Here is a 23,174-nt window from a genome sequence, read left to right as displayed (position 1 = left end):
TCATGGAAACACACGTACATTTGCCAGACTCCGAGCCACCTGCGACGATTCGCGAGGTGGTCGCCGCTCTCAAAAAACAGAAGCTTCCAGCCAAGCACGACAAACAATCATGGGGCGACTGGATCAACCTAGAAGGCAAAGATACCGTCATTTCCATCGAGTCTATGAACGGCCTCACAACCAGAGCCACCATCGAGGAAGCCTCAGGAGAAGACGAGGTTCTTATCAAATGCATCAACGCTTTCCGAGCACTCGGATGGTATGGAGAAGATGAAGACGGCCCCTACCCACTATAAGATTACATGTACGATCTCATCGTCATAGGCGGAGGTGCCGCCGGCTTTTTCGGAGCTATTACAGCCGCAGAACACGGTGCTAACAAGGTTCTCATTCTGGAAAAAACAGCAAACCTGTTAGGCAAAGTCAAAATATCTGGTGGCGGACGCTGCAATGTCACCCACCATTGCTTCGAAGCGCGAGAACTCGCCAAGTACTACCCTCGGGGTGAAAAATCCCTCATTGGACCACTCAGCCGATGGGGGGCACAGGACACAGTGAACTGGTTCCAATCCAGAGGCGTCGAACTCAAGACCGAAGCTGATGGCCGGATGTTTCCTATCACCGATAATTCGCAAACCGTCATCGACTGCCTGATATCGTCAGCCAAAAAAGCCGGAGTCCAAATTCAGACATCCCACGGCGTAAACTCCATCGAACGCATAGAAGATCATCTTGGGAGCTCACACTTTACCCTGCTCACGGACAAAGGTGAAACTCTAATGAGCCGCAGCATTCTACTCGCTACTGGAGGCACACGTCTGGCAGCAGGCGCCAAGCTAGCCGAGTCACTGGGGCATACACTAGCCCCACCGGTCCCCTCACTATTTACCTTTAAAATCACCCACCCCTTACTTCGTGATTTGCAAGGCATCTCGGTCAGCCAAACAAAGGTACAGATCGAGACAACCAAGCTCACATCCAGCGGCCCTCTACTGATCACCCACTGGGGAGTCAGTGGCCCGGGCATTCTGAGGCTTTCCGCATGGGGTGCTAGAACTCTAGCCGATATGAATTACCAATTCACCCTGAGAGTCAACTGGCTGCCTGACGTGGATGTAAACTCGGAAATCCAACAGCTCAGAACTACATGGGGTAAACGCCAACTGACCACGCGAAGCCCTTTCGAAGCACTGTCCAAACGCCTGTGGAACCGCTTTTTAGAAGTGGCTGAAATCCCTGAAACCCAAACCTGGTCTCAACTCTCTAAACAACATGCCCGCAACCTGCTGACTCTACTCACTGAGAGCAGATTTAACGTGGATGGCAAATCCCTCAACAAAGACGAGTTTGTGACCGCTGGTGGTGTTTTGCTCAAAGACATCAAGCTCAAGACCATGGAGAGCAAACTCTGCCCAGGCCTCTACTTTGCCGGCGAAGTCATGGATGTAGATGGCATCACAGGAGGCTTCAATTTCCAGAATGCCTGGACGACGGGCCGGCATGCCGGCCTCGCCATCGCTGAAAATGCCTAGCCTCCAAAGGCAAAGGAGTTTGCGCCTTTGACGCCAAGACCAGTTACTTTAAACAAGCGCCCAGCATGCTCCTCTACTTCGCTTTTGTGGATTCCGGTAGTCACATAAAGCTCGTCTAAATTCCCCCCCCCAAAAGCACAGGAAGTCGTTTCAAGGCACGGAACCTCTACTCGCTGAATCTCCTCACCAGTTTTGCTATCAAAGCAGACCACACAGGCACCATGGCAGAAGGCAACCCATAAATTATCATTCTCATCTATGGCCATCCCATCAGGAGAAGCATCGATGTGGCCTGTGTCAGCCACTTTAACCATGTTGCTGAGAGAACCTTCAGCATAGTCAAAACCAAAAATTTCGCGGCGGGGCGTATCTATATAAAACATCGTCTTGCCATCTTTAGACCATGCTAGACCATTTGAGTTCGTCACTGGACCAAAAGCCTCAGTCACTTCCCCATTCTTACTTAGACGGTAGAGTTTCGCATCCCCAGTCTTCTTCACCAGACTGATGGTACCAGCAAAGAAATGACCATCTGGTGAGCACTTACCATCATTGAAACGGTTATCAGCCTTGTCAGGCTCTGGGTCGCTGATTGAAGTCAACTCCCCATCTTCGGAGAGAAAATAGAAGCCGTTATCACCTGCGATCACCATTCCACCAGACTCGCGCGGAACTACAGTCCCTACACGCTCACCTACATCCCAAAATTTTTCCTCACCACTTACTGGATCAAATTTGATGACCTTGTGCTTTTCAATATCTACGTACAACAAAGCATTCTTCCACCAGATTGCTCCTTCTCCCCACTGCGCACGATAATCTCCGATTGGTTCAACTTGAATCATAGTGAGATCCATAAAGCCTTCCTACCCATGCGTCTAGTCCACTTAATGATAAAGCCTGTCTGCGAACTGTTAAAAAAACAGCAACTCATTTAACGTTTGCATCTTAGAACTGCAAAAGTTTCACACATCTGGAGGAATTAAAGTTTGCCATAAGAGACGATAATCGATAGCGTCCCATTACACCTAGGATACTTAACTCGTACGGATAATCCATTTATGCTTAGTATACCACGACTATCTTCCGTTCGCATATTAATCATATTGCAACTATTGACCCTGAACGCCTTATACGGCTGGGAAACAGTGCAACATGGAGGACAGCAGTATGTCACAGCAAAGAGCATCAAGGAGTTCTACCGATTTACTAAATTTCAACGTTCAGGAAAAACCATCTCGCTATCGAATCAAGGAATCGAAGTAAAGATGACCGCTGGCAGCCAGGAATGCTTCATGAATAGTGTGAAGTTCGTCCTTAGCTACCCAGTCCTTGAGATTTCAGGCAAATACCTCGTTTCCCGAACTGACCTCTCCAAACTGATCGACCCCGTTCTTCGCCCCAGCTATATCCGTAGCGCCGGCAACTTCCGCACCGTCATCATTGACCCAGGTCATGGAGGCAAAGACGCTGGAGCTGTTAATCAGTACGGCACTGAAGCTGGCTACAATCTCAGCGTCGCCCGCATGGTTCGCGACCTTCTGAAACAACAAGGCTACAATGTCATCATGACGCGCGACTCAGACACCTATCTTACATTGGGTCAACGCGTGGAATTAGCCAACCGCTACGACAACGCCATCTTCATCTCCATCCACTTCAACGCCGGCGGAGGCTCCAGGGCCCGTGGGATTGAGACCTTCACTCTCTCCCCCGTGGGAGTTGCCCACTATGGCCGTAGCGTCAAAAGCTCAGACTACCGAGTTCGCGAAGGCAACCATCAGGATTCGGCCAACATCGCTCTCGCAACCGCAGTACACGGCGTGGCTCTGCAGCGTACCAAGACTAACAATATCCCTGACCGCGGTATAAAGCGAGCACGCTACAGCGTTCTCACTAGCATCAAGCATCCTGCCATTCTCGTCGAGGGCGGCTTCATGAGCCACCCAACAGAGGCCAGAATCATCCACACCAAAAATTATCAAAAGACGATCGCCTATTCCATCGCTGAAGGTATCATCAGATACCGCTCCGCAATCCAAAGTAGAGCATACTGAACACTTTCATATTACACCCTAAATAAAAAGGCCCACTCTTTGAGAAGTGGGCCTTTTTATTGAATGAGAATATTACCTGGAGCGGTTCTTAGCTGAGTTCTTTTTCAACGCGCTTGAGAACCTCTTCATAGGCCTCCATGACATCACCAAGATCCTGACGGAAACGGTCTTTATCAAGCTTCTTACCCGTCTCCAGATCCCAGAGTCGGCAGGTATCCGGGCTAATTTCGTCAGCCAGCACAATCTTGGCCTCATCATCCTTGGTTCGACCAAATTCAATTTTGAAATCAACGAGCTTGAGACCACAACGCTGGAAGAAATCCACCATCACCTCATTTACCACAAGAGCTTTACGCTTGAGCTCTGCACACTCCTCAGGTGTCGCAAGCCCCATCTCACGCGCATAGTCCTCATTGATCAGCGGATCACCGTACTCATCGCTCTTGTATGAAAACTCCACGATCGGCTGCTTGAATTGCGTCCCCTCTTCAACCCCCACGCGCTTGCAGAAAGAACCTGCCGCAAAATTGCGGACAATCACTTCAACAAGCAGGATATCCACCTTCTTCACCAAGAGATTAATATCATCTACTTTATCCACCAAATGAGTCTCCACTCCACGAGCTTCAAGCATACGGTATATTGCGAGCGTGATCGCAGTATTCAGCCTACCTTTGTTCGCAAACTCTGCTTTTTTGAGAGCATTGAATGCAGTAGCCTCATCCTTGTACTCCATTCTAAGCACATTCGGATCGTCAGTGGCGTAGAGGCGCTTAGCCTTACCTTCATAAAGTGGTTCCATGCCCTCTAGTTATGCAGCCTGAGAGCTATGGTCAAGCACTCGCGTATCAAAGATACACGCGAAAAGCACTCACACCTACTCATCAAAGTCGAAACTCTTCTTCCGAGCCTTACGAATACTGACCCTCCCCCCCTTCGCCTGCCTCAGCGGATCAAAGAGGGAGTCCATACCCACACCTTTAATTTCGTAGACCATCTCCATCAATTCCCCCAGGCGCCCCTTTGGAAAACCACGCTCTTTGAACCACATCAGGTACTCAGGCGGCAGATCCATAATAGGCACCCCAGAGGGAGGATAGTTACCTGGACCAAATTTCCCAAATGGCATGTGCGTGTTCCCTATATCATTAAGCAACCTGCGGAAGTCATCCCTATCTATCTCTGTAAAATCCATAATGGTCCTGCACCTGCCACCGTTCACCACTATGGTGAAGTTTATCGCGCTACCTGTTTACAAACTTGTTTGCTGGCATTGTCCACGTTAAACATCTCAATCCAAACCACCAGAAGCACGTGACTCAATTATCCATAGCTGAACAAAAAAACGCACTGCGTGATGATATCCGCCTGAAGTTAAAGTCGCTCAGCAAAGAACAACTACAAGTGAGCAGTACCTCCCTCTGCAAACAGATCGCCCAATGGCTTGAGTCCCACCCTGAAGTACACACGATCACCAGTTTCGCCCATCTTCCATTTGAGCCAGATCTCTCCTCGCTGCATCAACTTCTGCCCCAACACCGGATAGCCTATCCTCACGCCACCAAAGGAGGCTCCATGGAGTTTTACCAAGTTACCTGCCCCACTCAGATGCAAGCAGGGTACTACGGCCTGAGGCAGCCAATCCCCAGTGGTGAAACACTGGTGCCCAACAACACTATCGATCTCGTCCTCTGCCCAGCATTTGCCTTCACTTCCAATGGAGAAAGGCTCGGCAAAGGTGGAGGATACTACGACCGCTTCCTATCCCAACTCAAAGACAGTTGCCACATACTGGGAATAGCACTCCCATGCCAAATGGTAGATCACATCCCCACGGAATGTCATGACCTATTGGTAGACCAAGTGCTTATCGCCTAAGCGCCTGAGGTGTAGATCACATACTCACCACCTTAGCTGAGATATAGACACAAAAAAACCGCTGTCGAAACAGCGGTTAAAATGGTCGGGGAGACAGGATTCGAACCTGCGACATCCGGCTCCCAAAGCCGGCGCTCTACCAAGCTGAGCTACTCCCCGACGGAGTGTTTGCTTGGCCCGCTCTCGCGGGGCGGGCGGAGACTCCACGAAATACAGGAATAAATCAAGTACTCTTTTGCAAAAAAATGCATTTTTTTCCTGCCTCCCAGAGATGATCTTTCATAAGAAAAACAAGGACCTTTGGCACTCAGGGAATTAAGGATCACATCCACCAATCAGCACTCATCTAAAGAAATCGCGTGTGCCGTGCCATTTTCAATACTGATCAGCATCGGGCGGCAACAAACCTCGCAATCATAGTCTAAATTTTGCCCCTCACTCTCCCCTTCAGGTGGCATAATGAAGGAAAACCACTCAAAACAACTCGGGCACTGAACTTCACAAATATCCATCTCTTTAATCCGTTTCACGATTAATCTCCTTCTTCTTGGAGTACCACACAAATCATATCGGCATTTTTGTCACACTGATTCAGACAAGACATCCAAAGCTTCAAGAAAACCTTCAGATGTCCATATCCCTAGAATGCTTATGAAATCTAGTGAGCAGTAACCATGAATCCTACTTTAATTAAGATTATTAAATAGTTGGAATTTTGCATTGCGTCTATGTGGATCTTCCTCAAGACTGTCGCCACTCCACAAAAAATCCATGACCGACGAACGCTACGAAATAAGAGGAAAAATTGGTCAAGGCGGTGTTGGCGCTGTTTACAGGGCCTACGACACCCAGCTTAGACGAGAAGTCGCCATCAAGCGAGTCCTCACAGAGGGCGGCTATGAAGATGCTGAAACCGCCACCAAGAATCTATTAAAGGAAGCCACTGCCCTATCCTCAGTACAACACCCTCACATCTGTACCGTCTATGACGCGGGTATGGATAAGGAAGGGCCTTACGTTGTCATGGAATTGATCAACGGCAAGACGCTTGATGAAATGGTCGAGCGAGGCACCCTGACCTATGAAGACTTCCGAGAAGTCGCCATCCAGTCTCAAGAGGCTATGATTGCCGCACAAGACTTGGACTTGGTTCACCGTGACCTTAAACCATCCAACGTAATGGTCTGCTGGCTTCCTTCAGGACGCTTCCAGGTGAAACTGGTTGACTTCGGTCTCGCCAAATTCTCCGCACAGCCGTCACTTCAGACGATTGATCACGGTGATGCTGTATTTGGATCCATTTTCTTCATGGCTCCAGAGCAGTTCGAAAGAACGCCTCTCGACCGCCGAACTGACATGTACTCACTCGGCGCCATGTATTACTTTGCACTGGCCGGCACTTATCCGTTTAATGGTGATACTGCGCCGCAGGTGATGGCTAGCCACCTTCAGAATACGGTGCAGCCACTACATGAAGTACGCCCAGACCTGCCCAAGTGGCTCTGTGATTGGGTCATGTGGCACATCAGCAGAAATATGGATGACCGTCCAGAATCTGCCCGAGTAGCCCTTGAAAAGTTCATTTCCGATGAAGCTTCTGCCAAGAACGAAGGAGCTGCCTCCCCTGCACCATCATCTGGCCCACAACTCGTCATCCCACAGACCTCTACGCAAGCCGCTACCGTAGCAGCAGGCACTCGTCTGGAGACAGGCACAGCACCTCAGCCAATCACTCCTCCAGCTGGAGGAAGAAGCATTACAGCTTCCCAGAGCGTGAGACCAGCTGCTGCTGGAGGAAATCCTCTTACTGGCGCCACAGCTATTCAGCCTGCATCAGCAGCAAAGCCGACGACTCACAGCCACCCGGTGACTTCCACCGCGACAGCTGCCAGCCATACAACTCCTGCCGCTGCACCACAAGCAGCCAAGGGCTCATTCTTCTCCAAGATGAGCAACACCACGAAGATTGTTCTCGCCTCAGTCATTGGCGCGGCAATCATCATCTTCGGTATCCTGATCATCTCTCGCCTCTCAGCCAATAATGAGACTGAGGTGTTCAACAAGCTGGTGAAGCAAATTGAAGATCCAACCGCTAAGGACATCCCTACAAGTGAGGAAGAACTGGATATCCTACTGAAGTCACTTGCAGATCTTAAAAACAAAGATCGCCACGCAGTCTTGCTCAGATTGCAAGTAGCAAAGGCCGTAGACAACTCATTCAACCCAGACAGGAAGATCCTCTCCTACGCCACGACTGACGCCATCAGTGACACGACTCGTGAAAATCTATTCCAAATTCTATCCAGACGCCAGAACACGGATGTCATCTCAGACCTCCTTGCTTATGCGGCTGACCATGTAGATCAGGGTAGCTCCCGAGTCGCCATCGAAGCGGCAGCGAAGAATCCGAAAGACGATGATTTCAGAAGCTACCTGAATATCCTGCGTATTTCTGAGAATTCACAGGTTACCAAGACTGCCGAGAAAGCACTTCAGTCAGTCATCAGCAATTCCTACAACAAAACAACACTGACCGACCAACTACTGAGCACCGTTGACCAGATTCTCGATGAATCCAAGCGACTCAGCGTCATCCGCCTCCTTGGTGCTACAGGCACAGAAAGAGCCAGAAGAAAGATCGAAACTTCACTTAAGAGTGATGAAGACGGTCTCAGGATCGCAGCTGCTGCTGGATACGCTGACTGGCCTAACGATCAACCATTTGACGCACTCATTACAGCCATTGAATCCGAGCAGGTCCCACAGGTTCGCCGCTCAATGTTCAACAGTGCTTTCGAGCTTTTGACTGCAGATCACAGCCACGGCAGCCCCAGTGAAGCAGAACTCAAGTGGATGACCATTTCCAGCATCGCTCAGACTGATAGTGACAAGCTCCGCATCATCTCTCATCTAGTGAATGCAAATGCGCCATACTCAACCAAGACCCTTGAGGCTTTCACTAATGACCGTCACAACGAAACAGTGAAAGACCGCGCGCTGAGAGCACTCGATAAACTCAAAAATCGATAAGACGCAGAAAGCCAGTCAGACTGCTTCCGCAATTTATTCCAAAAATACTAATTTTTGCGATTGTCAAAGCCCAACAAACAAGCCCAGTATAAACATAACATGAGAAAAATCCTAATTTCTTCAGCAGCCCTTATCCTGACAGCGACGACTTCATTCGCTGACATCCAGGCACCTCCTGGAGCAGCTTACACATCTACACGTAAGCTTGGTCGCGCTATCTCCAACATCCTTTACGGTATTGTAGAGATTCCAGAGCAAATCGTACGTAAGAATGAGCAATACGGCAGAAAAGCTGGCTGGTCATACGGTTTGGTAGACGGTACTCAGCGTGCATTCTCACGTGTTGGTTACGGTTTCTATGAACTCGTTACCTTCCGCTGCCCTACTTTCCACGGCACCTTCAAGCAGCCTTACATGAAGTGCGGTCAGGACAATCGCATTGAAATGAATGTGCATGACGGCCTTTCAGAGTTCCCACCAGAACTCGGCTTTGAGACTTACTACACTGGACATGTTCGCAGCCAGAAGTACTAATCGGCTATTTTAAGATTAAAGTTTTATCTTAAACGCTTGGTGAATTCACCAAGCGTTTTTTTGTGTCTATACTCACCTGATAATTTATCTAGACAGCTTGGAGTATGGGTACACACTACACTGTGTTAGGCCGTGTTGAATACGGCATGATCCAAAGAATAAGAAACGACATCACCAAGCTAACCATGAAAGCTAAGCAAATCCTAATGTCCGCCGCACTCGGTGGCATGGCCCTCTCAGGTCTCACCTCCTGCGGTAAAAAAGCCGAAGAATCCACGACCACAGATTCCTCTAACGCCGTACTCCGCTTCTCAGCAATTCCTGACCAGGACACCTCTGCGCAAGCAGAGCTCTATAAACCAGTTGCTGACTACCTCTCCAAAACTCTGAATATCAAAGTCGAATTCGTCGCCTCTCCTAACTATCCTGCATCAGTGGAGAAATTTAAAGGTGGAGACGTCCAGCTTGCATGGTTCGGTGGTGTAACGGGCGTCCAAGCTCGTGATGCGGTTAAGGGTGCTGAAGCTATCATTGCCGGTGCTGAGGACTTGAAATTCAAGAGCTACTTTATCGCTAACACCTCTACTAGCTTAACTAAATCTGAGTCCTTTCCTGAAGCGATTAAAGATCTTAAATTCACATACGGAAGCTCCGGGTCCACTTCAGGCTGCATCATGCCATCCTTCTACATCATGGAAAACTCCGGCAAAACTCCTCAGGAATTTTTCTCACAAGATTTCGGCTTCTCTGGGGCTCATGACAAGACAGCTGAACTCGTTCAAAACGGCACCTATCAAGCTGGCGTACTGAGCTACACCGTTTATGAGAAAGGCGTCAAAAATGGCACCATTGATCCAACCAAATCTACCGTGATTTGGGAAACTCCAGAGTATGCAGATTATAACTTCACCGCACACCCTGTTCTCAACGAACAATTTGGTGAAGATTTTATTACCAAGCTCCAGGACGCCCTTGCAAACTGTGAAGACGAGGCTGTACTCAAAGCCCTCAGCCGCAGCAAGCTGGTCAAAGTAGATAACAGCACTTTTGAAGGCATTGCCGAAGTCATGAAGAAAGTGACTTTCGATAAGTAACTTCCGGTAGTATTTAGATAGTGCGGGAGCTTGTTGCTCCCGTACTCATTTTTCCAATATCACCATGATCAAGATCGTCGATGCTTACTTGAACTTTGGGTCGACGCATGCATTGGCGAATGTCAATCTCACCATTGATGCAGGTGAACAAATAGCACTCATTGGGCCCTCAGGTTCAGGCAAAAGCTCTCTCTTAAAAGTACTGGCCACTGAGCATTCACTGAACCAAGGTGAATACGTATACGACGATACTACACCCGCCAATCTTCCGGCACGTAAGCTTCAGCAATTCCGAAGTAATATCGCATACATCCCTCAAGATCTTGCTCTTATCCCAAACCTTAAGGTGAGCCAGAATGTTCTCCTGGGAAAAATCGGTAAAAGCCATCTTCCAGCTACCCTCAAAGACCTCATTTTCCCTGCTGCTCACAAAATCAAAAGCGTTCACTCAATACTCGATGAGGTGGGCATCAAAGAGAAAATATTCCATCGGACTGACTCTCTCTCTGGTGGACAGCAACAACGCGTAGCTATCGCTCGCGCTCTCTACCAACAGGCCTCTAGCATCCTTGCCGATGAGCCGGTGTCAGCAGTAGACCCCTCACGCGCACACTCTCTCTTAAGTTGCCTGACCACCCTGTCGAAGAAGCACAAGCTCACCCTTATCAGCTCTTTGCATAACCTCGATTACGCTAGGGAGTTCTTTCCACGCCTCATTGGCATGCGCGCGGGCCGAATCGTATTCGACGGCTCACCTGATGATTTCTCTGATGATGAGTTCCGAAAACTATACAAGCTCAGTTCCAGTCACACTAGTGATACCATAGAGTGAATGATTCTACACCAGAATTGAAACCGCCATTGTGGAGCTGGAGACGCACCACGATCACCTTCTTTTTCATTGTCTTCATCTTTTGCCTGAAAGATCTGGGGTTAAAATTCAATCACCTCCCTGACGGGGCAGATCCTTGGCAAGCAGCCAAAGACTTCTTTTCAGCCGCTCTAAACCCAGCATTTACTGATCAGAACCCATCACTTCCGGCAGATGCCAAACCCTTCTTGGAACGAATTGGTGAGAACATGCTGGCCACATTACGCTATGCTTTTGTGGCCATGTCCATGGCCCTGCCAGCAGGCCTCATTCTAGGCATCTTATGCTCACGCTCATGGTGGCCTAAAAAGCTTCAAGACTCCACAAGTTCGTCTTTTAAGCATTACCTTCTGCGCCTCCCTATTGTCCTCGTCTACCTTGTAAGCCGCTTTTTTACGACCTTGATTCGTTCTGTGCATGAATTGATCTGGGTGATGCTTTTCCTAGCCTTCCTAGGCGATTCACCACTAACAGCCTGTATCGCTATAGCACTGCCCTATGCAGGGACTTTGGCCAAGGTCTTCTCCGAAATCATCGATGAGCAAGACGCACGGTCCTCAGACCACCTTGTATACTCCGGGGCAGGAAGTCTTCAGGCATTCTTTGCAGCCAGACTCCCTCAATCCTTACCGGATCTTCTCACTTACACGATGTACAGGCTGGAATGCGCTATTCGCTCATCAGCAGTCCTTGGTTTTATCGGTATCGAGACCATCGGTCTAACCATTAAACAGTCCTACGAGAACAACTACTACAACGAAGTATGGACCGGACTGTATTCACTCATCCTGGTTGTAATGGCCTTCGATATATTGGGCGCACACATCAGAAAACGTCTGCACACAGCTCCTCATGCGCTGCTAAATCCGGATCCAAATAACATCAGAGCACTCAAGCGGCACACTCCACGCTGGCCCTTCATGCGTCTGACATGGACAGCCCTTCTTTTCACTTCAGTAGCTGCCTGGTTCATCGGCGAGCCACTGAATCAGTATCACTCCCATCTCAGCCGTTGGGAGCGGACCAAAACATTCGCCGAAGGCTTACTTCCAAAGCCCGTCAGAGAATCTCATGCATGGTCTGATGCCATTCCTTGGGCTGAAAACCTTTGGACCACCAACGGTGCGGAGGCACTCCTCTCGACCGTCATCATGGCATCAGCAGCCCTCTTACTTGCTGCTATCTTTGGCTATGCCTTCGTCCCATGGGCCAGCCGTAATATTGCCAGCGCGAAGCCATTTGGTTTGCCCTCAGGTCATACCAGCAAAGTTCTGACACGCCTCTGGAGCTTCCTAGGATGGGTCGTACGCACTTTATTCCTCATCGCTCGCTCCATTCCTGAGTTTATCCTGGCCTTCCTGCTAATCGGCATTATAGGGCCTCACGCCTGGCCCTTGGTGATAGCACTGGCGATCCATAACTTCGGCATTTTAGGCCGGCTATGGTCAGAGACACACGAAAACCAGGATGACCTGGTTGCGAAACAACAAATTCTCTCTGGCGGCAGTCGTAACCAGTCCTACCTGTGCGCCCTTCTACCAGCATCATTCAACCGGCAGATCCTATTTATTTTCTACCGCTGGGAAACCTGTGTACGTGAATCCACCATTCTGGGCCTCTTATCCATTACCTCTCTGGGATATTACATTTCCTTGGAGTCTTCATTCCTCCGCTATGACTCCATGCTCTTCTACATTCTGCTAGGTACCGCCGTCATATTCATCAGCGACATCATCTCAGTAATCCTCAGAGCCAAACTCAAAAATTCCTAGTTAGCTCGCTACCTGTGGACTAATTGACCATTCTAGGAACCAAAAACGCGCCTCTTGGTATCAAGAGACGCGCTTACAAAAATGATTTTTACGGGGTCACTTACATGGTCATACCACCATCACAGGCAACTACTTGACCAGTGATATAGCGGGCTTCCTTGCTAGCCAGGAAGAGCACCAAGTTAGCAATATCATCGGTCTCACCGAACTGCTTGAGCGGGATGTTTGCGAGAATACCGTCGCGCAGCTTTTCATCGAGTTCGTCAGTCATATCGGTGGTGATAAAGCCCGGAGCAACTGCATTACAGCAGACCTTACGTCCGGAGAGTTCCTTGGCGATAGCTTTGGTGAAACCAATCAAGCCAGCCTTGGAAGCAGAGTAATTTGCCTGACCAGCATTACCAATGAGACCAATCACTGAAGCGATGTTGATGATACGAGGATCTTCGGCCTTCATGAGCGGACGCTGGAATACCTTCACAGTATTGAATGCTCCCTTAAGGTTAGTATCGAGAACTGTATCCCAATCATCTTCTTTCATGCGCATGAGCAGACCGTCTCTGGTAACACCAGCATTATTGACCAACACGTTAATGGCACCGAGATCCTCAGAGATTTTCTTACCGAGTTCCTGAACGGCATCAAAATCAGCAACATCCACTGCATAAGCCTTCGCGGAATCAGCGAATTCTGCATTGATTTCGTCAGCAGCCCCCTGACAGCTACCTTCGCTGCGGCTGATGACTGCGACCTTGGCTCCTTCTGCCGCGAAAGCACGTGCAATCGCTTTACCGATGCCGCGTCCTGCACCAGTGACCACTACTACTTTGTCTTGAAAGCGTGACATGACTTTCTTTCCCATGGATCTGAGTCCCTGCCAAGCCGAAACCCACTAAACTCGCGCCACCAAATCTCTGGCGACAGCTGTTCCCCGGATGGCTTCCATAGGGCTCTCCTCTAGATCTTCGTCTTCGATTGGCTCACTGGGTCTGATTTCCAGCTCTTTCATCAGGTCTTCATAAGTAACAACCTCCAGCTTTCCGTCCTCGTGCTCGAGAATACAACTCATCGTCTCGACCCAATCTCCACTATTAAGGTAGTGGATATCACCCACCTGCTTGTCTGCCGGAGTATGAATATGGCCGCAGATAATTCCCTGGCAATTCTTCGCCTTGGCCAGTCCCTGTAGCTTCTCCTCATAACTGTCTACAAAACTCACTGCAGACTTTACCTTGGCTTTTACCACCTTACTCAGTGAGAAGTACTCCTTGCCTCGCCATGCGCGGTACTTGTTATAGAAACGGTTCACACCCAGCAGGAAGTCATAGCCTACAGCACCCAGATTCGCCAGCCACTTGTGATTGGTGGAGACACTATCAAAGCCATCTCCGTGAATCACCAAGTACCGGTCACCATTCACCGCCTCGTGGTAGCATTCTTTGACGACTTTCATACCACCGATATCCACCGGCAGAATCCGCTCCAAAAAGTCATCATGGTTGCCGCGTAGATAGATAAGCTCACAGCCTTCTTTTTCCATTTTTTTCAGCAACAAACGAATGACTTTGGTGTGGGATTTTCTCCACTTGGCACCGCGCTTCAGGGCCCATCCGTCGATAATATCACCATTCAGATAGATACGTTCACAGCGCACGCTCTTGAGAACTTGTACAACCTCGCGTGTTTTACTGTCCGCAGTTCCGAGGTGAATGTCAGAGAGAAACAGACTTCTTAATTTCAGCGTACGCTTATTCTTCACCCTTCTCTGAGTCACTGGCTTTTCCTGGATCACCTCTTGAATGTGGTCTTCGAAATTCTGGGCAATCTTGTCCCAGCTCATCTCTAACACAGCCCGCCGAGCCAGATCCTTCATCTGGTCATTACGGAGCTGCCCTAAAGCGCGGATAGACTGCTCCAGATAGGAATCCTCATCACCAAACCTTGCCTGAAGTCCATTCTCCCCATGCTTTACGTGTAAAGCAGATGCCGCATACTCATAGCTTACGGTAATCAAGCCACTGGCCATGCCCTCCAAGAGAACATTCCCAAAGGTTTCCGTTTCGCTCGGAAATAAAAGGATATCAGCTGAGGCATAGTGCTTGGCCAACTCCTCATTGGTCTTTACGCCCACAAACTGCACATCACCATTATCCTGAGCAAGCTTTTCACGACTAGGCCCATCCCCAACTACAACAGCTTTTGTATCAGGGATTCGGGCACGCATCTCCCGAACAATATCCATGGCAAAATCGAGATTCTTCTCTGGAGCCACCCTGCCTACAATCACCACCACCGGGGTCTCAGCACGCGCCCCCCATTCCGAGCGGAGAACAGCGCAGCGTTTACTGGGATTAAAGAGATTTGTATCCACCCCTCTACCTAAGAGTTTCACCTTCTCGAAACCTTCTTCCTTGAGCATATCCACCACATTCTGTGATGGGGCAAATGTACAATCTGCTTTAGAGTGAACACGCCTCAAATAGCCCATGGCAGGCTTCTGCATCTTGCCCAGACTGTATTTCTGAAGATACTGGTGGAAGTTCGTATGGAACCCACTTACCACAGGGATTCCCATTTCGCGGGCGGCCTTGATGGCCGAAACCCCCAAGGGGCTTTCCGTGGCGACATAAATCGCATCAGGTCTTTTTTTCTTCCAGCGTTTGCGTAATTTTAACGGACTGGGAAGACCTACCCTCACCTCTTGGTATCCAGGCAAAGACACTGAATATTTCTTGGTCTCACCACACGCTGCAGACTCACCAGTATGAATCACGTGAATGTAGTGACCGCGACTCTTCAGACAAGACGTGAGCCTTCCCAAAGTCATCGCAACACCATTAACATCAGGAGGAAATGTATCTGTGACGAATTCTATACGCATGATCGTGGGTAATTTGCGCTCGATTTAGAGCTGCTACCCTCGTCATACACTGATCACCTCATCCAGAAAGATTCCGCATGTTACTTTTTCGACACCAGCACCTTACAAAAAGAACACACTAACACTCAGGAAACAAAAATCCTTCTGAATCTAATTTCGCCAGAATACGTATCACCTTATCCTTGGTCACTACGCCCCGTAAACTAACTTCCTCGTCTTCCTGCTCATAGGCATAGCCAGGCAGTAATCGCCCGATACTTCCTTCCTTCCAGCCCGCCTGGAATTGATTGGTTGCCGTTACCGCATTAGGATGCGCGATGGAAATACTGATGACCTCGTCGTCAACCACCCCCATCGCAAAGCATGGCAAAGCATTCTCGGGATAGAGCTCCCCTCCCTCATGATAGTAGGCAAATCCAGTCACCCCCATATCATTGAGTCTCTGATAAAGAGTTTCGGCACCAAAAGCTGCAGAAATATCAGCTCCTGACATAAGCTTCTGAAGTTCCTCATTACTCATATCGTTGCCTACCAAGATCACCTTAAGCTTTCTGATGGCAGGCAAGGCTATCGCATAGAGTGGTGCTAGAGCACTTTCAGCGTCGACAAGGATAGTCGATTTGACACGAACCACAGGACATTCAGCCAACTGCAAAGCATTCGCCAGAAGAGCCCTCTGCCCGCGCTCGCCCCTCTGCTCCACCTCGTTCAGAAGGCGCTGGAACCTATCCTCATTCTCAGACAAGAGGGTCACACTCCGGTCAAGAGTTCGCCCGGGATGCCTGAGAAGTTCTCTCAAACCGAAAGCCTCCGCTGATAGCTCATAAAGTTCTTTCCTCAAACGAGTAGAATTCATTTCCCTACTTGAAACAGGTTCACCCCACGCCACTGTCACTCCATAAGGCATTTTGTAGGGCACTTTCTTGATGAACTTTCCGCGCTCAAAGGAAAAAATAGATCCCCATAGCCCGTCCATGTATACTGGCATCACTGGACAATCAGCCTTACGTGCGATCATTTCAAAGCCGCGCTTCATCTCGTTCATACTGCCACTACGGGTAAGTTGTCCCTCGGGAAAAATGCAAACCACCCCTCCTTGCTTGACCGCCTCGGCAGCGACTTGCAATGCCTCTTTCGCTTTGGTTTTGGAAATCGGCACCGTATCAAACATTTTTACAAACCACCTTATCAGCCCCCCTTTCTTGAAGTAGCCCTCAAACATGAGAAAGCGAATCGGCCTAGGGCTGGCTGCAGTGAGCACAAAAGCATCAAGGTAAGTAACATGGTTGGGCAGAATCAAGACACCACCCGTCTCCGGCATGCGCTCGGCATTGAGGATTTTCTGCCTGTAAAAGATTCGGAAAATACTGAGCAGAGTAAATCTCAGGAAATGCTTGGGCAAGAGCTTGGATGAGAAGCCTGTAGCCACAGCACAGAGCATGGCCATTACCGTAAATTGCACCCACAAAGGCATGTGCAGTTTAAACATCGCCAGCTGCACGATCACCGCAACTACTCCAGCCATACAGTCCAACAAGTTGAGGCCTGCTAGAACACTGCCTCGCTTCGCTGGATCCACGATATCCTGCAAATACGCATTCAAAGGAACCAAGAAGATAGCTCCACCCACACCTGCAAATACCATCCACACTTTCATCCACACAGAATGGATATCGGTCATCGCGAGCAGAGCACAGCCCAATACCATGATCACTCCCCCTATTGGCACCAAACCTAGCTCGATATAACGCTTACACCCTATAGCGCCCAAGAATCCCCCCAGAATGATACCACCGCTGGCAGCAGCAATAAACCAAGCCAGCTCAGAGCCAAATCCCACTCCTCCACCTGAAAGCTCCTTGCCTAACTGGATTGCCACAAGATTGATAAAGCCGCCAAAGAACCAGAAAAATGCCACTCCAAGCCCGCTCCACTTAAGCCTTCTATTCTCAAATAGCTGCCCAACTTGCTTAAAATGCTCCCAGAGAATTGAAGCCTTGAACGGCCGCTTTGATGGCGATGGATAAACCTTGATACTGAAGGACAAGAGCACTGCCGGGATTGCGAGTATGAGGATCAGCACCAAAGGCCACCCTGCAGCCTGCCAGCCATCTCCTGAAGCTCTAAGTCTAGAATCAAACCAAAACCCACTGGCTATCTGGCCCGCACAGATTGCCAAAACACTCGCCATCTCAAGCACCCCACTGGCAAAACCAAGTCGCTCACTGCCAAGCATTTCCTTGACGATCCCCTTCTTGGCTGGACTCAATAAAGTAGACTGCAATGCCAACAAAAAGAATCCAAAGACAGCCAGGTTGATCCACCGAAAATGAACCGCGACAACAATCAAGGCTAACACTAACAACTGAAGGATTGCCCCCCCGCGTAGCACCCAAGTCTTACTGAAGCGATCTGATAGCCATCCAGCCAGAGGTGAGAACAGGATAAAGGGAAGCACAATCAAGAGACCTAGCTTATACTCCATCGTACTCTCTCCACTCGTACCCGCCAAGACCGCCAACCAGCCAGCCAGAGGAATCAGAAAAAACTGGGCCGCTTTATCATTGTAAGCATTCTGAGCAGCCAAGAGCACCATCGTCCAGAATGAGCGAACATCCCTCTTACTGGCCAGTTTTTCATCTCGATCTGCGGGTTGATTGGAATTCACGCCCGAACACTAGACATAAAATGCTCTCGCAGGAAATCGATAAAACCAGCATTTAACATTAATCAAAACAATGATCGTGAGCTGATGAATCCATGCAGTCATAAATGTTACGATTTTTCCATCGCCCTTGGCATGGTTTTGGCTAGTGTCATAGCGTGAGTGAAAACCCCGTTCCTGTTCTCATCAAGAATGATCCTTGGCTAGTTGACCAAACTGATGCCGTTAGATTTCGTATAGACAACTACGAGACGCATCTCGAAGATTTGAAATCCCAATATTCGAATCTTTACGATTATGCAGATTCCCATCTGAATTTGGGGATTCATTATCTTCCAGATCAGGAAACCTGGATAGTGAGAGAATGGGCTCCTGAGGCAAAATCTATCTCTTTAGTCGGTGACTTCAATGAGTGGGATGGTGAAGACTCCCCCTTGGAAAAAGGTGAGCACGGCATCTGGGAAGCCAGACTAGAAGCCGATTGCCTCAAGCATGAAGACAAAGTCAAGTTACGCATCCACGGCGCAGACAACTCTGTCCGTGACCGTATCCCCTCGGTCATCAGGCGCGCCGTGCAGGACCCACACACCCACGATTATGCCGGTCAGGTCTGGAGCCATTCTGAAACCTACCCATGGCAGCACGATTTCGATCCGAGCAGTATCACCACCCCTCTGATCTATGAGGCGCACACTGGAATTGCTGGTGAGGACCCCAGACTACACACTTATCTGGAGTTCGCAGAAAACATCATCCCCTATATTGCCTCCCTAGGCTACAACACCATTCAGCTCATGGCTGTTCAGGAGCACCCCTATTACGGCTCCTTTGGATACCATGTCTCCAATTTCTTCGCACCCAGTTCACGTTTTGGAACACCAGAAGACCTCAAGCATCTGGTCGACACAGCTCATAGCTACGGGATAGCTGTGATCATGGATATCGTCCACTCTCACGCTGTTAAAAACTTAGCTGAAGGACTGAATGAATTTGACGGTACAGACCACCAATACTTCCACGGCGGAGGTAAAGGCGATCACCCTCAGTGGGATTCTAAATGCTTTGATTACGGCAAACCCGAGGTCCGAAAGTTTCTCCTATCAAATGTCCGCTACTGGCTTGAGGAATTCCGCTTCGATGGCTTCCGCTTCGACGGCATCACCTCCATGCTTTACGACCACCATGGAAACATTGCCTTCGACCACTATGACAAATACTTCAAAGACGGAGTCGACAATGATGCCATTCTCTATCTTCAACTCGCCACCACCTTGGCCAAACAGATCCGTCCAGGTGCTATTATCGTAGCCGAGGATATGTCTGGCATGCCAGGCTTGTGCCGCCCAATAGAAGAAGGAGGCATAGGCTTCACTCACCGTCTTGCGATGGGGCTGCCTGATTACTGGATCAAGCTACTCAAACACAAACAGGACGAAGACTGGAATACGGATGAAATCTGGGGCACTCTTACTAACAGACGCCACGGTGAACCCAATATTTCCTATACTGAGTCACACGACCAAGCCCTGGTGGGTGACAAGACTTTGGCCTTCTGGCTAATGGACCAGGACATGTACTGGCACATGGCCAAGAATGACGAAAGCTTGGTAATAGACCGAGGTATCGCACTTCACAAAATCATACGCCTACTGACATTTGCCCTCGGAGGAGAAGCTTACCTCACATTCATGGGAAATGAGTTTGGCCATCCTGAATGGTTAGATTTCCCGCGTGAAGGTAACGGCTGGTCCTATCACTACTGCCGCCGCCAGTGGTCACTCATCGAGAACAAGGAGCTCAAGTATGAGTATTTGGCTGAGTTTGACCGGCAGATGATTACTCTGGGTAAAAGATCCGACCTCTTGAACTCCCCACAAGCTCACCAGCTCTGGTCACATAACGGAGATAAAATCATCGCCTTCGAGCGACGCCACTTAATCACGGTAGTCAACATCCACCCCACTCAGTCTTTCACGGATTATCATATCCCCGTCAAAGAGGCTGGGAGCTACAAAATCATCCTAGACTCAGACGCCCCCGAAACTGGTGGACACAACCGGATCGATGCCTCCGTAGACTATCAAACCAAAGAAACTGAGCACGGCCCAGCCTTATCCCTGTATCTACCTAATCGAACTGCCCTCATTCTTAAGAAAGTGAAGTAATCCCCCGCTTTCTCCGGCCTTGCAATCAGCTTGTAGGCCCTATAAAGGTCTTTGAATGTGTGACAAAGTGTGGTTTTACAATTATCAAGGTATGCAGCATGGCCCGATGACGGCCACAGATCTTCTGGCGCAACTCGCCGCTAACGCATCGGCTCAATCAGGTGCGTTAATCTGGAAAGATGGCATGAAGCAATGGAACAAGCTGACTGAAATACCCGAGCTATATTCCCTGTGCAACAAGACGAAGACAGTCTCAGTTAAGCCTAGTTTTCCATCACATCAAACAATCGGGACTCAATCCAAAAAAGAAAGTGACACTCCTGAGTTTGATGGGATTTCGCGCATTACTTTTCTCCTGATGTTCTTTTTAGGAATCCCGCTCATTTTCACTTTATCCTTCATACTTGTCTTCGAATGCACACTTTACACCCATCCATTCGTGATTCCTCTGGATTCAAGTATCAGAGTCTATTCGATATTTCTTCCTCTAGTATGCATGGTTGTTGCCCTGCTATGGATGTTTAGTGCTCGTATTCGCAATACCGGCTATTCAAGGTGGTGGTCACTGGCGATCTTCGTACCGTTTATCAATCTATGGCCCATGTTACTGAGCTTCTGTGCAGGAAATAACTTCAAAGCAAAGAAACGCTTGGGCCCTGCTGAATGTATTTTTTTCCTTCTCTTCATGGGTTATCTCTCTCTGGCAACTCCCAGATGGACAAGAGCCCTCTCAGGTGAAAATCCAGCCATGGATCAAGGAGGACTCATTAACAACTTTATCGATAAATACATTGAATCCACTGATCATATGGGACGTATGGACAGGCTCTATAAAAAATGGTTCAAGGAAATGAATAAAAAAGAGAGAACTGAGATGCTGGCTCAGATTGGGCGTTCCAGCGAAAGAATGGACGCCTCACTCCTAGCCCTTCAAAAAGTAGCCAAGTTGCTTTCGTTTATCTAAGCTCTCAATTTTGGAGCAAAGATTTCCTCTATGGCTTTCGCTAGATTCGGTGTATTCTAGGCATGAATCGTTTTGCAAAACCATGAATACTACCCACGGATTATCGATAGGAATCGAGCGCTCAGGAGAAGACTTCTTTCTCAGCCTGAAGGCCATTGGCAAGCTCACGCACCACGACTATGAGACTATTACGCCAATGATCGACTCGGCGCTTGAGGCGGTCAAAGACCCTCACGTCAAAGTCCTCATCGACGGAACGGAACTCCAAGGCTGGGAACCTCGAGCTGCTTGGGATGACTTTAAATTAGGCCTCAAACACGGCAACAAGTTTGATAAGATCGCCATCTACGGAAACAAGAAGTGGCAAGAGCACACCGCCAAGATCGCCGCCTGGTTTATCAGTGGAGAAGTGAAGTTCTTCGAGAATGTGGATGATGCACTCGCGTGGCTTAAAAAATAGTAGCCTAATTCTCCACTTTTTCCTCTAGCTTTGAGATGCGCTCCTTGAGCTCACTCCATTGCTCCTGACTGACTATGTAGCCAATGCATTTGTCACTACCGCAGCGACATGGGTGGTCCTCATAGCAGTCGACATCAAAACCATAGTCAAATGTCAGCTCTTCCCCTTTCTTGATTTCTCTAAGGGAATAGATGAAGATTTCATCTTCCTCAATCCAGGCTTCACAATTCGGGTCACAGGAATGATTGATCAGTCGTGCATCATTCCACGGCACATTGCCATCAATGTCCCACTTGTCGTCTAGGGTAAAAATATAAACCGCGGCATCGCCGGACTCTTCGGCTTTGGCTGCTTGAGCCCAGGCTCTCTCCTCACTTTCGTCTTTATCGATATACTCCCCCAAATACTCGATGACCTTGGTCTCTTTCGGAATATCGGCAGCAGCATAGACACCTCTGCCATGAATTTCGGAGTTTCTCACCTCACATAGCTCACTCTGACCTCGTTCATACATCTCTTTCATGAGACGAGTCAGTTTCGCCATCTCCTTGAGATGATTGTAGCGCTTCTCCTTCTTTTTGCTCTTCTTGCTCATCACTTGGGATGCTCCGGGGATTATTTGATTTCTTTGTCCTCTTTGACAGGAATGATCATGTTCCTCGGCAGAAGAGGAAAAATACTACGCAGGTCAGTCACCTTAAGAGTCGCTCCATCTATGAAGGTCCAGTCATTAGTCCCCTCCTTGGCGACAGCCACCTGAAAACTGCTACGTTCGAAGGTTCTGGGAGGCTTGCCTTCAAACAAGAAGCGCAAGGTCATCTTTGTCGGCACTATCGCTACGACATGATAAACCATGTCTTGTTCACCGCGAACATTCGTCACGCCTTCCTTGACCTCTGGCCAGACTCTGTAAAAGGCAACAGGAGCTTGAGCTTTAAAATGAGTGATATCAATACCTGCCTCCTGCATTTGCACTGCCGCACGATTAAACTGCTCAAGCAACTTTTGCTCACTGCCCAGGCGCGCCGCTTGTCTCGCCTTCCAACGCGGGTACATCTTCTCGACCGCGTAACTAAAATTGCCATTCAAAACCTCACGCCCTAGAGTCTGGACGCTTTTCTGCGCAGACACTCTGACTTCCTCAGCCACCGCAATTCCCGGAGCCACCTCTACAGCAGCACCTTCGCCTGGTCTTGCTTGCGCATTTACCATTCCAGTCGCTGCTCCCAGAGAACAGAGCCACAGTATAAGTCTCTTCTTCATAAGCTGAG

21 protein-coding genes and 1 tRNA gene are annotated in these 23,174 nt (G+C 49.0%); 12 read left to right on the top strand and 10 right to left on the bottom strand.

Annotation, left to right across the window (positions count from 1 at the left end):
- The first annotated feature begins 2 nt into the window (after positions 1-2).
- Positions 3-296 (top strand): hypothetical protein, encoded by a 294-nt coding sequence (locus tag BUB27_RS07310; RefSeq protein ID WP_143158909.1) that lies wholly within the window; start codon positions 3-5, stop codon positions 294-296.
- A gap of 6 nt (positions 297-302) precedes the next feature.
- Entirely contained in the window at positions 303-1,532 is a 1,230-nt protein-coding gene (locus BUB27_RS07305) for a BaiN/RdsA family NAD(P)/FAD-dependent oxidoreductase (RefSeq protein WP_143158908.1), read from the top strand.
- Here BUB27_RS07305 and BUB27_RS07300 read toward each other — a convergent pair.
- Positions 1,529-2,377: an SMP-30/gluconolactonase/LRE family protein gene (locus BUB27_RS07300; RefSeq protein WP_234991700.1), complete on the bottom strand. Its 849-nt coding sequence runs from the start codon at positions 2,375-2,377 to the stop codon at positions 1,529-1,531. The genes BUB27_RS07305 and BUB27_RS07300 overlap by 4 nt on opposite strands.
- Positions 2,378-2,638: 261 nt before the next feature.
- Here BUB27_RS07300 and BUB27_RS07295 point away from each other — a divergent pair, with 261 nt between their 5' ends.
- Positions 2,639-3,589, top strand: a complete 951-nt coding sequence (locus BUB27_RS07295) for an N-acetylmuramoyl-L-alanine amidase family protein (RefSeq protein WP_159434855.1) — start codon at positions 2,639-2,641, stop codon at positions 3,587-3,589.
- Between the two features lie 88 nt (positions 3,590-3,677).
- Here BUB27_RS07295 and purC read toward each other — a convergent pair whose 3' ends face one another.
- Positions 3,678-4,391 carry a phosphoribosylaminoimidazolesuccinocarboxamide synthase gene (gene purC / locus BUB27_RS07290; RefSeq protein WP_143158906.1) on the bottom strand — a complete coding sequence of 238 codons (714 nt, stop codon included), beginning with the start codon at positions 4,389-4,391 and terminating at the stop codon, positions 3,678-3,680.
- A gap of 75 nt (positions 4,392-4,466) precedes the next feature.
- Positions 4,467-4,784, bottom strand: a complete 318-nt coding sequence (locus BUB27_RS07285) for a DUF3820 family protein (protein WP_143158905.1) — start codon at positions 4,782-4,784, stop codon at positions 4,467-4,469.
- Between the two features lie 119 nt (positions 4,785-4,903).
- Here BUB27_RS07285 and BUB27_RS07280 point away from each other — a divergent pair, with 119 nt between their 5' ends.
- On the top strand, positions 4,904-5,467 hold the full coding sequence (locus BUB27_RS07280) for a 5-formyltetrahydrofolate cyclo-ligase (protein ID WP_159434854.1): 564 nt from the start codon (positions 4,904-4,906) through the stop codon (positions 5,465-5,467).
- Positions 5,468-5,549: 82 nt separating this feature from the next.
- Here the strand turns inward: BUB27_RS07280 and BUB27_RS07275 are convergent.
- Together BUB27_RS07275 and BUB27_RS19230 are read right to left on the bottom strand one after the other, a co-directional pair.
- Positions 5,550-5,626 (bottom strand) — tRNA-Pro (locus BUB27_RS07275).
- Positions 5,627-5,802: 176 nt separating this feature from the next.
- Positions 5,803-5,979 carry a zinc ribbon domain-containing protein gene (locus BUB27_RS19230; RefSeq protein WP_143183714.1) on the bottom strand — a complete coding sequence of 59 codons (177 nt, stop codon included), beginning with the start codon at positions 5,977-5,979 and terminating at the stop codon, positions 5,803-5,805.
- A gap of 259 nt (positions 5,980-6,238) precedes the next feature.
- Here BUB27_RS19230 and BUB27_RS07265 point away from each other — a divergent pair, with 259 nt between their 5' ends.
- The 5 genes from BUB27_RS07265 to BUB27_RS07245 all read left to right on the top strand — a co-directional run bounded on the left by BUB27_RS07265 (position 6,239) and on the right by BUB27_RS07245 (position 12,768).
- Entirely contained in the window at positions 6,239-8,497 is a 2,259-nt protein-coding gene (locus BUB27_RS07265) for a serine/threonine-protein kinase (RefSeq protein ID WP_143158903.1), read from the top strand.
- Between the two features lie 99 nt (positions 8,498-8,596).
- On the top strand, positions 8,597-9,031 hold the full coding sequence (locus tag BUB27_RS07260; protein ID WP_143158902.1) for an exosortase system-associated protein, TIGR04073 family: 435 nt from the start codon (positions 8,597-8,599) through the stop codon (positions 9,029-9,031).
- 185 nt (positions 9,032-9,216) lie between these two features.
- Entirely contained in the window at positions 9,217-10,125 is a 909-nt protein-coding gene (locus BUB27_RS07255) for a putative selenate ABC transporter substrate-binding protein (protein WP_159434853.1), read from the top strand.
- Positions 10,126-10,189: 64 nt separating this feature from the next.
- Positions 10,190-10,957 (top strand): phosphonate ABC transporter ATP-binding protein, encoded by a 768-nt coding sequence (locus tag BUB27_RS07250; protein ID WP_143158900.1) that lies wholly within the window; start codon positions 10,190-10,192, stop codon positions 10,955-10,957.
- A gap of 17 nt (positions 10,958-10,974) precedes the next feature.
- Positions 10,975-12,768 (top strand): PhnE/PtxC family ABC transporter permease, encoded by a 1,794-nt coding sequence (locus BUB27_RS07245; protein ID WP_143158899.1) that lies wholly within the window; start codon positions 10,975-10,977, stop codon positions 12,766-12,768.
- A gap of 100 nt (positions 12,769-12,868) precedes the next feature.
- On the opposite strand, the gene fabG is transcribed toward BUB27_RS07245, so the two are convergent.
- The 3 genes from fabG to BUB27_RS07230 all read right to left on the bottom strand — a co-directional run bounded on the left by fabG (position 12,869) and on the right by BUB27_RS07230 (position 18,317).
- Entirely contained in the window at positions 12,869-13,615 is a 747-nt protein-coding gene (gene fabG / locus BUB27_RS07240) for a 3-oxoacyl-[acyl-carrier-protein] reductase (RefSeq protein ID WP_143158898.1), read from the bottom strand.
- 45 nt (positions 13,616-13,660) lie between these two features.
- Positions 13,661-15,649, bottom strand: coding sequence for a glycosyltransferase (locus BUB27_RS07235; RefSeq protein WP_143158897.1), 1,989 nt, complete (start codon positions 15,647-15,649; stop codon positions 13,661-13,663).
- Positions 15,650-15,767: 118 nt separating this feature from the next.
- The gene (locus BUB27_RS07230; RefSeq protein WP_143158896.1) at positions 15,768-18,317 is read right to left on the bottom strand and encodes an MFS transporter; all 2,550 of its coding nucleotides are present in this window, start codon (positions 18,315-18,317) and stop codon (positions 15,768-15,770) included.
- A gap of 155 nt (positions 18,318-18,472) precedes the next feature.
- Here BUB27_RS07230 and BUB27_RS07225 point away from each other — a divergent pair, with 155 nt between their 5' ends.
- The 3 genes from BUB27_RS07225 (at position 18,473) to BUB27_RS07215 (ending at position 21,903) form a co-directional block, all read left to right on the top strand.
- Positions 18,473-20,479, top strand: coding sequence for an alpha amylase C-terminal domain-containing protein (locus BUB27_RS07225; protein WP_143158895.1), 2,007 nt, complete (start codon positions 18,473-18,475; stop codon positions 20,477-20,479).
- Positions 20,480-20,534: 55 nt separating this feature from the next.
- Positions 20,535-21,443: a GYF domain-containing protein gene (locus BUB27_RS07220; RefSeq protein ID WP_143158894.1), complete on the top strand. Its 909-nt coding sequence runs from the start codon at positions 20,535-20,537 to the stop codon at positions 21,441-21,443.
- Between the two features lie 82 nt (positions 21,444-21,525).
- The gene (locus BUB27_RS07215; protein ID WP_143158893.1) at positions 21,526-21,903 is read left to right on the top strand and encodes a SpoIIAA family protein; all 378 of its coding nucleotides are present in this window, start codon (positions 21,526-21,528) and stop codon (positions 21,901-21,903) included.
- A gap of 4 nt (positions 21,904-21,907) precedes the next feature.
- On the opposite strand, the gene BUB27_RS07210 is transcribed toward BUB27_RS07215, so the two are convergent.
- Together BUB27_RS07210 and BUB27_RS07205 are read right to left on the bottom strand one after the other, a co-directional pair.
- Complete coding sequence (locus tag BUB27_RS07210; RefSeq protein WP_143158892.1) at positions 21,908-22,498, bottom strand: SET domain-containing protein; 591 nt, start codon at positions 22,496-22,498, stop codon at positions 21,908-21,910.
- A 20-nt stretch (positions 22,499-22,518) separates the two neighbouring features.
- The gene (locus tag BUB27_RS07205) at positions 22,519-23,166 is read right to left on the bottom strand and encodes a hypothetical protein (RefSeq protein ID WP_143158891.1); all 648 of its coding nucleotides are present in this window, start codon (positions 23,164-23,166) and stop codon (positions 22,519-22,521) included.
- Positions 23,167-23,174: the final 8 nt, after the last annotated feature.

Origin of the sequence: Rubritalea squalenifaciens DSM 18772 (assembly GCF_900141815.1) — a bacterium.
Classification (GTDB): domain Bacteria; phylum Verrucomicrobiota; class Verrucomicrobiia; order Verrucomicrobiales; family Akkermansiaceae; genus Rubritalea; species Rubritalea squalenifaciens.
This window is presented reverse-complemented; position numbering and strand designations above follow the sequence as displayed.

Coding starts and splice junctions, on each gene's coding strand:
- BUB27_RS07310 (WP_143158909.1), top strand. CDS start 3: ATGGAAACACACGTACATTTGCCAGACTCCGAGCCACCTGCGACGATT.
- BUB27_RS07305 (WP_143158908.1), top strand. CDS start 303: ATGTACGATCTCATCGTCATAGGCGGAGGTGCCGCCGGCTTTTTCGGA.
- BUB27_RS07300 (WP_234991700.1), bottom strand. CDS start 2,377: ATGATTCAAGTTGAACCAATCGGAGATTATCGTGCGCAGTGGGGAGAA.
- purC (WP_143158906.1), bottom strand. CDS start 4,391: ATGGAACCACTTTATGAAGGTAAGGCTAAGCGCCTCTACGCCACTGAC.
- BUB27_RS07285 (WP_143158905.1), bottom strand. CDS start 4,784: ATGGATTTTACAGAGATAGATAGGGATGACTTCCGCAGGTTGCTTAAT.
- BUB27_RS19230 (WP_143183714.1), bottom strand. CDS start 5,979: ATGGATATTTGTGAAGTTCAGTGCCCGAGTTGTTTTGAGTGGTTTTCC.
- BUB27_RS07265 (WP_143158903.1), top strand. CDS start 6,239: ATGACCGACGAACGCTACGAAATAAGAGGAAAAATTGGTCAAGGCGGT.
- BUB27_RS07260 (WP_143158902.1), top strand. CDS start 8,597: ATGAGAAAAATCCTAATTTCTTCAGCAGCCCTTATCCTGACAGCGACG.
- BUB27_RS07255 (WP_159434853.1), top strand. CDS start 9,217: ATGAAAGCTAAGCAAATCCTAATGTCCGCCGCACTCGGTGGCATGGCC.
- BUB27_RS07250 (WP_143158900.1), top strand. CDS start 10,190: ATGATCAAGATCGTCGATGCTTACTTGAACTTTGGGTCGACGCATGCA.
- fabG (WP_143158898.1), bottom strand. CDS start 13,615: ATGTCACGCTTTCAAGACAAAGTAGTAGTGGTCACTGGTGCAGGACGC.
- BUB27_RS07235 (WP_143158897.1), bottom strand. CDS start 15,649: ATGCGTATAGAATTCGTCACAGATACATTTCCTCCTGATGTTAATGGT.
- BUB27_RS07220 (WP_143158894.1), top strand. CDS start 20,535: ATGTGTGACAAAGTGTGGTTTTACAATTATCAAGGTATGCAGCATGGC.
- BUB27_RS07215 (WP_143158893.1), top strand. CDS start 21,526: ATGAATACTACCCACGGATTATCGATAGGAATCGAGCGCTCAGGAGAA.
- BUB27_RS07210 (WP_143158892.1), bottom strand. CDS start 22,498: ATGAGCAAGAAGAGCAAAAAGAAGGAGAAGCGCTACAATCATCTCAAG.
- BUB27_RS07205 (WP_143158891.1), bottom strand. CDS start 23,166: ATGAAGAAGAGACTTATACTGTGGCTCTGTTCTCTGGGAGCAGCGACT.